The organism is Bacillus cereus group sp. BfR-BA-01441 (assembly GCF_022663075.1).
In the GTDB taxonomy this organism is placed as follows: domain Bacteria; phylum Bacillota; class Bacilli; order Bacillales; family Bacillaceae_G; genus Bacillus_A; species Bacillus_A cereus.
Genome location: NZ_JAKUEU010000295.1, coordinates 1 through 333, shown reverse-complemented (window position 1 = coordinate 333; position 333 = coordinate 1). Strand labels below are relative to the sequence as shown.

Below are 333 nucleotides of genomic sequence, written 5' to 3'. Positions count from 1 at the left end.
GCTGGATTTTCTACTTTCCCCCACTTAAAGTCATAATAAGCTGTATTCTTTTGAACAACTTTATGTAATTCTTGTGGAGAAATCGTTTCTTGTAAAACCGTGTCCTTCACGTACATCATCCTTTTCTTATTTCTATATACATTTATTGTATATGCACAAAATGAAGGAATCTAACAAAAAGTACACATATTTCATAAAAATGAACGGAAATCGAATATATTCCGACAATTATCCGTTTCTTATTTCATTTTACTTTTAAATATATTAAAATAATCATGTATCATATCTTTAATACACTAAGTTAATTATTTTATATATTCACTAAAAAGGATG

Annotated in this window: 1 pseudogene; it reads right to left on the bottom strand. The window is 26.4% G+C overall.

The annotated features are described in order from the left end of the window. Positions 1–119, bottom strand: a pseudogene (locus tag MR107_RS32115) (DUF2628 domain-containing protein); the annotation flags it as partial. Between the last annotated feature and the right edge of the window lie 214 nt (positions 120–333).